Annotated in this window: 9 protein-coding genes and 1 pseudogene; 9 read left to right on the forward strand and 1 reads right to left on the reverse strand. The window is 71.8% G+C overall.

The annotated features are described in order from the left end of the window. From EEJ42_RS10915 to nirD, 8 genes and pseudogenes are all read left to right on the forward strand, one after another. Positions 1-388: pseudogene (locus EEJ42_RS10915) on the forward strand (hypothetical protein); the annotation flags it as partial. Next, complete coding sequence (locus tag EEJ42_RS10920; protein ID WP_123099753.1) at positions 388-873, forward strand: roadblock/LC7 domain-containing protein; 486 nt, start codon at positions 388-390, stop codon at positions 871-873. The pseudogene EEJ42_RS10915 and the gene EEJ42_RS10920, both read left to right, overlap by 1 nt. Then, positions 870-1,229: a DUF742 domain-containing protein gene (locus EEJ42_RS10925; RefSeq protein ID WP_123099754.1), complete on the forward strand. Its 360-nt coding sequence runs from the start codon at positions 870-872 to the stop codon at positions 1,227-1,229. The genes EEJ42_RS10920 and EEJ42_RS10925 overlap by 4 nt, the downstream gene beginning before the upstream one ends. Continuing rightward, positions 1,213-1,950, forward strand: a complete 738-nt coding sequence (locus tag EEJ42_RS10930) for a GTP-binding protein (RefSeq protein ID WP_246096354.1) — start codon at positions 1,213-1,215, stop codon at positions 1,948-1,950. The genes EEJ42_RS10925 and EEJ42_RS10930 overlap by 17 nt, the downstream gene beginning before the upstream one ends. Continuing rightward, the gene (locus EEJ42_RS10935) at positions 1,947-3,275 is read left to right on the forward strand and encodes a cytochrome P450 (protein ID WP_123099755.1); all 1,329 of its coding nucleotides are present in this window, start codon (positions 1,947-1,949) and stop codon (positions 3,273-3,275) included. Before EEJ42_RS10930 ends, EEJ42_RS10935 begins: the two co-directional genes overlap by 4 nt. Beyond that, the gene (locus EEJ42_RS10940) at positions 3,272-4,552 is read left to right on the forward strand and encodes a cytochrome P450 family protein (protein ID WP_123099756.1); all 1,281 of its coding nucleotides are present in this window, start codon (positions 3,272-3,274) and stop codon (positions 4,550-4,552) included. The genes EEJ42_RS10935 and EEJ42_RS10940 overlap by 4 nt, the downstream gene beginning before the upstream one ends. Positions 4,553-4,649: 97 nt before the next feature. Then, on the forward strand, positions 4,650-7,271 hold the full coding sequence (gene nirB / locus EEJ42_RS10945) for a nitrite reductase large subunit NirB (RefSeq protein WP_123099757.1): 2,622 nt from the start codon (positions 4,650-4,652) through the stop codon (positions 7,269-7,271). Then, on the forward strand, positions 7,268-7,633 hold the full coding sequence (nirD, locus tag EEJ42_RS10950) for a nitrite reductase small subunit NirD (protein ID WP_123099758.1): 366 nt from the start codon (positions 7,268-7,270) through the stop codon (positions 7,631-7,633). The genes nirB and nirD overlap by 4 nt, the downstream gene beginning before the upstream one ends. 5 nt (positions 7,634-7,638) lie before the next feature. Here nirD and EEJ42_RS10955 read toward each other — a convergent pair whose 3' ends face one another. Continuing rightward, positions 7,639-8,697 (reverse strand): endo-1,4-beta-xylanase, encoded by a 1,059-nt coding sequence (locus EEJ42_RS10955; protein WP_123099759.1) that lies wholly within the window; start codon positions 8,695-8,697, stop codon positions 7,639-7,641. Between the two features lie 121 nt (positions 8,698-8,818). Between EEJ42_RS10955 and EEJ42_RS10960 the strand changes: the two genes are divergently transcribed. Beyond that, entirely contained in the window at positions 8,819-9,871 is a 1,053-nt protein-coding gene (locus EEJ42_RS10960; protein ID WP_123099760.1) for a LacI family DNA-binding transcriptional regulator, read from the forward strand. The last annotated feature ends 59 nt before the right edge of the window (positions 9,872-9,930 follow it).

Here is a 9,930-nt window from a genome sequence, read left to right on the forward strand (position 1 = left end):
GCCCGGTGGCACCCCCGCCGCCCCGGCGGGCGGCGGCCTTCCGCAGCGCCGCAACCGGCGGCGTACGACCCCGCGTACGGATTCCCGTACGGCCGCCCCGGGCGGCGACGCCCCGCGTACGGACACCACCGGGCCCGGCGGGACGGCCCCCGGGGACACCGCCTCCGGGGACACCGCCGCGGACGCCGACCCCTGGACCCCCGAGGCCGCCCGGGCCTCCATCGCGAGCGTGGTGTCCGGCACCCGCCGCGGGCGGGCCGAGGCCACGGAGGCCGGAGCCGGAGCCGGAGGCGGGAGCCATGACCGGGGGCGGGTTCCGGAGCACGACCGGGACCGGGACCGCGAAGACCACGGGGATCGAGAAGAGGACCGAGAAGGAGGCCGGTAGTGGCCGGAACCATATCCAGGCTGCCCGACGTTGGATGGATGCTGCGTCCCTTGACCCAGATTCCGGGGGTGCGGCACGCCGTCGTCGTCTCGGAGGACGGTCTGCGCATGGGGCACGGCTCCGCCGAGGGACTGACGGGAGAGGTCCCCGAACTGGGCGTCGCCGAGGCCGAGTCGCTGGCCGCGGCCTGCGCGGCGCTGACGATGACCAGCCAGTCCACGGTGTCGCTGCTGTTCGGCGAGGAGGCGGGGGTGAGACAGCTGATGATCGAATCGGACGGCGGGTTCGTGCTGTTCACCTCGGCAGGGCAGGGCNCGGACGGCGGGTTCGTGCTGTTCACCTCGGCAGGGCAGGGCGCCTCGCTGGGGGTGGCCACCGGCACGGAGGCGGATGTCGGTCTGGTGGCCCAGCAGATGCAAGTGCTGGTGGCGAGAATCGGCGCCCATCTGAGCAGTCGGCCACGGGAGCAGATCAGCACACCATGACCGAGCCCGGGGAGGAACGCACCACGGCCGCGGTGCGCCCATACGTGATCACACGGGGGCGCGCGGGTTCCTCACGGGATGCTCTGCCGCTGGAGACGCTGGTGAAGTCCTCCGGAAGCGCGCTGCCCCCGGCCCTCCAGCCCGAGTACCGGCGGATCGTCCGCTGCTGTCAGGGGCTGCTGTCGGTGGCGGAGGTCGCCGCTCACCTCGGTCAGCCACCCGCCGTGGTGCAGGTGCTGCTCGCCGATCTCATCGACTGGGGGCACATCGTGGCGCGCCCGCCCATCCGGGTGGCCGAGCGCGCCGATATGGACTTGCTGAGGAAGGTGCTCGATGGGCTTGAAAGCAAGCTCTGAGATCTCGATGCCCGACACGGGCCGCACGGACGGCGCGAAAGGCGTCGACGGCACGGACGGCGTGGACGACGACATGGATGACACCCACGGCATGAACGGCACGGACAGCGCGGACGGCCTGGACGACCTGGACGACCTGGACGACACGACGGTCATGTACGTGCAGCCCAGCGTGTCCGGCGCGGCGAAGATCCTGGTCGTCGGGCCGATGGGGGTCGGCAAGACCACGCTGATCGGCACGGTGTCGGAGATCAAGCCGCTGTCCACCGAGGCGACCATGAGCCGGGCGGGCGCCCGGCTGGACACGCCGGTGCGGCCGACGAAGTCCACCACCACTGTGGCGCTGGACTTCGGGCGGATCACGCTGGGCGGCGAGTTGGTCCTGTACCTCTTCGGCACCCCCGGCCAGCAGCGTTTCCTCCCCGCGTGGAAGGACCTGGCGCGCGGCGCCCTGGGCGCGCTCGCGCTGGTCGACACCCGCGACCTGGAGGCGTCGTTCGACGCCATCGGCCATCTGGAGGACCTGGACGTTCCGTTCTCGGTGGCCGTCAACTCCTTCCCGGACAGCGTGCTGCACAGCGAGGACGATCTGCGCTCGGCGCTCGATCTGCTCCCCCACACCCCGCTGGTCATCTGTGACGCGCGCGAGCACACGTCGTCGGTCAAGGCGCTGATCTCGCTGGTGAGCCATCTCATCGAGACCGTCACGGAGACGGCATGACGGCGGCCCGCGCCACCGGTCCCGCCGGTACGGCGACGGAGCGGGTGCCGCTGCACGGGACGGCGCTGGACGGGCCGCTGACCGAGCTGTACGAGCGGATGCGCCGCGACCACGGCAATGTGGTGCCGGTCGAGATCGCGCCCGGGATCGAGGCGTGGCTCGTCATCGGCCACCGCGAGCTGCTCCATCTCACCCGCGACGAGCAGTACTTCTCGCACGATCCGCGCCGCTGGACGCCGCTGCGCGACGGCCGGGTTCCGGCCGATTCGCCGATGATGCCGCTGGTGGGCTGGCGGCCCGCGCTGCTGTTCGCGGACGGCGCGCAGCACCGCCGGATGCGTTCGGCGGTGGCCGACGCGCTGGGCCGGGTGAACGGGCACGAGCTGATCCGTACGGTGCGGGCCACCGCGGAGCGGCTGGTCGCCGGGTTCGCCGATCAGCACCGGGCCGATCTGGTGGCGCAGTACGCGCGCGTCCTGCCGCTCCAGGTGGTCACCGAGCTGCTGGGTCTGGACGAGGAGAGCGGGCCGCGGCTGGTCGACGCGATCTCCACCATCGTCGCCCCCACCGTGGCCGCCACCGGCGCCAACAAGCGGATGGGCCGCATCCTGCTGGAGCTGGTCGCCTGGAAGAAGCAGCGGCCGGGCGCGGACCTCACCTCGTGGCTGCTGGAGCACCCGGTCGGGCTGAGCGACGAGGAGGTGCTGCACAACCTGGTGGTGATCATCGTGGCGGGGAACCAGACCACCGTGAACTGGATCGCCTCCACCACGCAGATCCTGCTCACCGACCCCGCGTTCCGCTCCTCCCTGGCCCGTGGCCACCTCACCGTGGACGACGCGCTCGACCTGGTGCTGTGGCGCCAGCCGCCGACGCAGAACTTCCCCGGCCGCTACGCCACCCGCGATCTGCGCCTCGGCGGGCAGGACATCCGCGCCGGGGACATGCTGATCCTGGGGCTGGCCGGGGCGAACGCCGATCCGGAGGTGCTGCCGGAGGACGGCCGTCCGGTGGTCGGCAACCGTTCGCACCTCGCGTTCGGCGCGGGCCCCCACACCTGCCCGGCGCAGGATCCGGCCCGGCTGATCACCCGTACCGCCGTGGACACGCTCCGCCACCGGCTGCCCGATCTGGAGATCGCGGTGCCGGAGGAGCAGCTTCCGTGGATCACCTCGCCCTGGTCCAAGGGGCTGGCCGGGCTGCCCGTGCGGTTCTCCGCGCCGCAGCTCGCCGCCGACGCCCCGGCCCCGCCGCCGCTTCACCAGTGGCCCACCGCGTCCCATGCGTCCGACGCGCCCGACTCGCCTCCAGGAGACCGCAGATGACCGACGGCCGCTGCCCCGTCCCGCACGCCGACCCCGTGGCGCACGACGGCCCCGTCCCGCACGACGGCCCCGCGCCGCACCGGCTGGACCCCGACGACCAGCACGCGGTCAACGACCGGTTACGCGCACGCGGGGCCGCAGTCCCGGTCCTGCTGCCCGGTGACGTACCGGCGTACGCCGTCACCCGGCACGAGGAGCTGAAGGGCTTCCTCACCCACCCCGACGTGGCCAAGAACGCCTGCCACTTCGCCGCCCTCCAGAGCGGGGAGATACCGCCGGGCTGGCCGATGCTCACCTTCGCCACCGTGCGGGGCATGACCACCGCCGACGGCGACGACCACAAGCGGCTGCGGTCCCTGGTGACGCGCGCGTTCACCCCGCGCCGCATGGAGGCGCTGCGTCCGGTCGTGCACGAGCTGACCGGCACGCTGCTGGACCGGCTGGGCGAGGCCGCCGCCGCGGACCCGGACGGGGTGGCGGATCTGCGCCGTCACTTCGCGCTGCCGCTGCCGATGAGCGTGATCTCCCAGCTCCTGGGCGTCGACGCGGCGTACCAGGACCGGCTGCACGAGCTGTCCAACGAGATCGTCTCCACCGGCACCGCCCCCGAGCGGGTCCCGGAGGCCAACCGCGAGATGGTGGCGATCCTCGGCCAGGTGGCCGCGGCCCGGATGAAGGACCCGGGCGACGACCTGACCAGCGCGCTGATCGCGACGCGCGCGGAGGACGGGGACCGGCTCAGCGAGGAGGAGCTGATCGGCACCCTGATGCTGACGATCATCGCGGGGCACGAGACCACGCTCAATCTGATCACCAACGCGGTGCGGGCCCTGTGCAACCACCGCGATCAGCTGGAGCTGGTCCGCTCCGGGGCCGCGAGCTGGGACGACGTGGTCGAGGAGACGCTGCGGTACGACAGCCCGGTCAGCTACTTCCCGTTCCGCTACCCCACCAGGGATCTGCCCGTCGGCGACGCGGTGATCCCGAAGGGCGCGCCCGTGCTCGTCTCGTACACCTCCGCAGGGCGCGACGAGCGGGCGTACGGACCGGACGCGGACCGCTTCGTCGTGACCCGGGCTGCACGCCATCTGTCCTTCGGCCACGGCGCGCACTTCTGTCTGGGCGCCCCGCTGGCCCGGATGGAGGCCGTGATCGCGCTGGAGGGGCTCTTCACCCGCTTCCCCGGCCTCGACCTGGCGGTTCCGGACGATCAGCTGGTGCCGCACCGGAGCTTCGTCGGCAACAGCCCGCAGAAGCTGCCGATCACGCTCGGATAAGTCTCACAGCCGGCGGGGCGGCGCGCTGAGGGCAGCGTTGCGTCCGGGAAACGATGGTGATGCGGTCGGGAAACAGCGCTCCCGCAGGCTTCCTGGCATGACGAAGAGCGCACCGAAGACCGAGACCGCCCCCACGATCGTGCTCGTCGGGCACGGCATGGTCGGCCAGCGCTTCCTGGAGGCCCTGGCCGACCGGGGCGTGACCACCCGCGCCCGGGTCGTGGTGCTGTGCGAGGAGCCCCGGCCCGCCTACGACCGGGTGCAGCTGACCTCGTACTTCTCCGGCCGGACCCCGGACGACCTGTCCATGGTCGAGGACGGCTTCATGGAGCGGCACGGCATCGAGCTGCACCTGGGCGACCCGGCCGAGGCCATCGACCGGGAGGCGCGCACGGTCACCGCGCGCTCCGGGCTCACCGTCACGTACGACACGCTCGTGCTGGCCACCGGCTCGTATCCGTTCGTCCCGCCGGTGCCCGGCAAGGACAGCGAGGGCTGCTTCGTCTACCGCACGGTCGAGGACCTGCTGGCGATCGAGGAGTACGCCAAGGACCGCGCGACCGGCACCGTGGTCGGCGGCGGGCTGCTCGGCCTGGAGGCGGCGGGCGCGCTGAAGGGGCTCGGGCTGACCACGCACATCGTGGAGTTCAACGAGCGGCTGATGGCGCTCCAGGTGGACCAGGGCGGCGGCGCCGCGCTGCGCCGCACCGTCGAGGACATGGGGCTGATCGTGCACACCGGTGTCGGCGGCAAGGAGATCACCGCCGACTCCAACGGCGCGGTGACCGCCATGGCGCTCTCGGACGGCTCGTCCATCGACACCGACCTGGTGATCTTCTCGGCCGGGGTGCGCCCCCGCGACCAGCTGGCCCGGGACTGCGGCCTGGACGTCGGCGAGCGCGGCGGCATCGCGGTCGACGAGCGGTGCCGCACCAGCGATCCGGCGGTGTACGCGATCGGCGAATGCGCGCTGACCGCCGACGGCAAGGTGTACGGGCTGGTCGCGCCCGGGTACGAGATGGCGCAGACCGTCGCCGACGACCTCGCCGCGGTTGCTTGCGAGGGCTTCACCGGCGCCGACACCTCCACCAAGCTCAAGCTGCTCGGCGTGGACGTGGCGTCCTTCGGCGACGCCCACGGCACCGCCGACGGCTGTCTCGACGTCGTCTACTCCGACTCCCGCGCGGGCGTCTACAAGAAGCTGGTGATCGGCGCGGACGGCGAACTGCTCGGCGGGGTGCTGGTCGGCGACGCCGACTCGTACGGCATGCTGCGGCCGCTGACCGGTTCCGTGCCGCCCGTCGCCCCCGAGCAGCTGGTGCTGCCCGCTGGGCTCGGCGCGCCCGCCGCGCTCGGCCCGTCCGCGCTGCCCGACGAGGCGGTCATCTGTAGCTGCCACAACGTCACCAAGGGCTCGATCCGCTCGGCGGTCACCGAGCACGAGTGCACCACCGTGCCCGAGGTGAAGAAGTGCACCAAGGCGGGCACCGGCTGCGGCAGCTGCGTCAAGACGCTCACCACGCTCGTCAACGACGAGCTGGAGGCCAGCGGGATCAGCGTCGACAAGGGGCTGTGCGGCTGCTTCGCGTACACCCGCGCCGAGCTGTACGAGATCGTCCGCACCCTGCGCATCACCACCTACGCGCAGCTGCTGGACAGCCACGGCCGCGAGGAGGCGCGCAGCGGCGACGGCTGTGAGGTGTGCAAGCCGGCCGTCGGCTCGATCATCGCCTCGCTCGCCCCGACGCTGGGCGCCAGCGGCTACGTCCTGGACGGCGAACAGGCCGCCCTCCAGGACACCAACGACCACTTCCTGGCCAACCTCCAGCGCAACGGGTCGTATTCGATCGTGCCCCGCATCCCCGGTGGCGAGATCACCCCCGAGAAGCTGATCGTGATCGGCGAGATCGCCCGGGACTTCGGCCTCTACACGAAGATCACCGGCGGTCAGCGGATCGACCTCTTCGGCGCCCGGGTGGACCAGCTCCCGGTGATCTGGTCCAAGCTGGTCGACGCCGGGTTCGAATCGGGCCACGCGTACGGCAAGGCGCTGCGCACCGTGAAGTCCTGCGTGGGCCAGACCTGGTGCCGCTACGGCGTCCAGGACTCGGTGCGCATGGCCATCGACCTGGAGCTGCGCTACCGGGGCCTGCGCTCCCCGCACAAGCTGAAGTCGGCCGTCTCCGGCTGCGCCCGCGAGTGCGCCGAGGCGCGCGGCAAGGACTTCGGCATCATCGCCACCTCCAACGGCTGGAACCTGTACGTCGGCGGCAACGGCGGCGCCGAGCCGCGCCACGCCGACCTGCTCGCCCAGGACCTGGACGACGAGGGGCTGATCCGGCTCATCGACCGCTTCCTGATGTTCTACATCCGCACCGCGGACCGGCTGGAGCGCACCTCGGCCTGGCTGGAGCGGATCGAGGGCGGCCTGGACCACGTACGGGACGTGGTGGTCCACGACTCGCTGGGGCTGTGCGCCGAACTGGAGGCGCTGATGGCCGACCACGTGGCGGGCTACCGCGACGAATGGGCCGAGACCATCAACGACCCCGAGCGGCTGCGGCGCTTCGTCTCCTTCGTCAACGCGCCCGAATCGCCCGACCCGACGGTCGCCTTCGTCCCCGAGCGCGACCAGGTCAAGCCGGACCTGACGCTGCTGTCCGGCCCCAACATCCCCGTCCGTACCGCACGCACTCTCGAAGGGACTTCGAGCCGATGACCATGGCGCCCGAGCGGATCGACCTCCGCGTGGAACTCCTCATCGACCAGCGGTGGTTCGCGATCTGCGACCTCACCGACCTCATCCCGGGCCGCGGCGTGGCCGCCCTGCTGCCGGACGGTACGCAGGTGGCGGTCTTCCTGGACCGGGCGGGCCGCCCGTACGCGATCGACAACCGCGACCCCTTCACCGGCGCGTACGTCCTCTCCCGAGGTCTGCTGGGCTCGGCGGACGGACGGCCGTTCGTGGCCTCGCCGCTGCTCAAGCAGCGCTTCGACCTGGAGACGGGGCGGTGCCTGGACGATGAGACGGTCACCGTCCAGGCGTACGCCACGCGCACGGAGGAGGCTGTGGCCGCCTAGGACGCCTACGACCCGGCGAGCCCGTCGCGGAAGGCGTTGTAGGCGGGCTTGGGCTGGTAGTTGGTGTCGTACAGATTGGCCGCCCCCTGGCCCGGGAAGGTACCCGGCACCCAGGAGTCCCGGTCGCCGAAGCCCCACACCGTGATGCCGGTGCAGCGGGCGATCGCCAGACAGGTCCGGGCCACCGCCTTGTAGTCGTTGGCCTGCTGCTGGAGCTTGGCGGCGTCGGCCGGGGTGGCCATCCGTATGTCCAGCTCGCTGATCACGACCTCCACGCCGAGGTCGGCGAAGCGCTGGAGGTTGGCCTTCATCGTCGACGGGACCTGGCCCACGATCAGGTGGCTCTGGAAGCCGACGCCGTCGATCGGCACGCCCTGCGACTTCAGCGACTTGACCAGGTTGTACAGGCCGTCGCTCTTCGCGTTCGTGCCCTCGGTGTTGTAGTCGTTGATGAACAGCTTGGCGCTCGGGTCGGCGGCGCGCGCGACCCGGAAGGCGTCGGCGATGTACGACTGGCCGAGCTGGTTGTAGAACTTGGACGCGCGCAGGGTGCCGTTCTCGTTGAACGCCTCGTTGACCACGTCCCAGCGCTGGACCTTGCCCTTGTAGCGGGCGACCTGGGTGGTGACGTGGCCGGTCATGATGGTGCGCAGCTCGGCGTTGGAGAACGAGCCGTTGGCCAGCCAGTTCGGCATCTGGCTGTGCCAGACCAGGGTATGCCCGTACACCTTCTGACGGTTGGCCTGGGCGAACGAGACGAGACGGTCGGCGGCGGCCCAGTTGAACTGGCCCCTGTTCGGCTCGACCGAGCCCCACTTCATGGCGTTCTCGGCGGTCACGCTGGAGAACTCGCCCTTGGCGATGTTCGCGTAGGTGCCGTCGCTCAGGCGTCCGTCGTTGACGGCGGTGCCGACGAAGCGGCCGGTGCGGTCGGCGACTTCGCGCAGCGTGGGGTTGGCGGCGCCGGCCGCCTGGGTCGGTGCCGCGAGGCCGAAGGCGAGCACCGCGGAAGCGAGCAGTGCGGTGGCGTGGGCTCTGCGTAAGCTCAGGAGCTGGAGCTTCATGGGAGTGTCCCTCTCTTCTCTTCACGTCTGATCCGGTTTTCCGGAAGACTTCTGCAAGGTTCCGAGGGTGCGACCGGAAAGTTAGAGGCGGGCGTGATGCCCGTCAACGGAGGAGGCGGAAATGGCTACGGAGAGCGCGGGCCCCGACGGCGGCACCAAGCCCAAGGTGACGATCACCGCCATCGCCCAGGAGGCCGGGGTGTCCGTTCCCACGGTCTCGCGGGTCGTCAACGGACGGTCGGACGTCTCCCCCGAGACCCGGGCCCGGGTCGAGGACCTGCTGCGCCTCCACGGCTACCGCCGCCGCCAGGCCGCCCCCGGCGACCGCGCCGCCCTCGTCGACCTGGTCTTCAACGACCTCGACAGCCCCTGGGCCGTGGAGATCATCCGCGGTGTGGAGGAGATCGCGCACCAGGACGGGGTCGGTACGGTCGTCTCCGCCATCCACGGGCGGGCGGGCTCGACCCGGCAGTGGATGAAGAACCTGCGGGCCCGCGCCTCGGACGGGGTCATCCTGGTGACATCCGCCCTGGAGCCGGTGGTCCACGCCGAGTTGCGGCGGCTGAACGTCCCCATCGTGGTCGTCGACCCGGCGGGCTCCCCCGCCCTCGACGGCCCCGCGGCGCCGACCGTCGGCGCCACCAACTGGGCCGGTGGCCTGGCCGCCACCGAACACCTCCTGAGCCTGGGGCACCGCCGTATCGGTTTCATCGCGGGCCCGCCGCGGCTGCTGTGCAGCCGGGCGCGGCTGGACGGATACCGGGCGGCCCTGGAGGCGGCGGGTGTTCCGTTCGATCAAGCTCTCGTCGCACAGGGGGACTTCTACCACGAATCCGGCTTCCACGGCTGCGACCAGCTCATGGCCTCCCCCACCCCGCCGACCGCCGTCTTCGCCTCCAGCGACCAGATGGCCCTGGGCGCGATCGAGGCCCTGCGGAGGCGGGGGCTGCGGGTGCCGGAGGATGTGAGCGTGGTCGGCTTCGACGACCTCCCCGAGGTCAGCTGGTCCGCCCCGCCCCTGACGACGGTGCGTCAGCCTCTGGCCGACATGGGCAAAGTGGCGGCCCGCACGGTGCTGCGGCAGGCGCGTGGCGAGGAGATCGACTCGCCGCGCGTGGAGCTCGCGACCCAGCTGATGATCCGAGCCAGCACCGCCCCACCGACGGCCCCGTAATGTCCCCCACCCCACCCCTCCCCGAACCCGGGGGACACCCCCGGTCCCCCCGCGGTCGG

This window comes from Streptomyces botrytidirepellens (assembly GCF_003721215.1).
GTDB classification, from domain to species: Bacteria; Actinomycetota; Actinomycetes; order Streptomycetales; family Streptomycetaceae; genus Streptomyces; species Streptomyces himastatinicus.

What these genes read in the sequence shown, in the direction of transcription:
- nirD (WP_123099758.1), top strand. Translation starts at nt 7,268, where the DNA reads ATGACCATGGCGCCCGAGCGGATCGACCTCCGCGTGGAACTCCTCATC.
- EEJ42_RS10955 (WP_123099759.1), bottom strand. Translation starts at nt 8,697, where the DNA reads ATGAAGCTCCAGCTCCTGAGCTTACGCAGAGCCCACGCCACCGCACTG.
- EEJ42_RS10960 (WP_123099760.1), top strand. Translation starts at nt 8,819, where the DNA reads ATGGCTACGGAGAGCGCGGGCCCCGACGGCGGCACCAAGCCCAAGGTG.
- EEJ42_RS10925 (WP_123099754.1), top strand. Translation starts at nt 870, where the DNA reads ATGACCGAGCCCGGGGAGGAACGCACCACGGCCGCGGTGCGCCCATAC.
- EEJ42_RS10940 (WP_123099756.1), top strand. Translation starts at nt 3,272, where the DNA reads ATGACCGACGGCCGCTGCCCCGTCCCGCACGCCGACCCCGTGGCGCAC.
- nirB (WP_123099757.1), top strand. Translation starts at nt 4,650, where the DNA reads ATGACGAAGAGCGCACCGAAGACCGAGACCGCCCCCACGATCGTGCTC.
- EEJ42_RS10935 (WP_123099755.1), top strand. Translation starts at nt 1,947, where the DNA reads ATGACGGCGGCCCGCGCCACCGGTCCCGCCGGTACGGCGACGGAGCGG.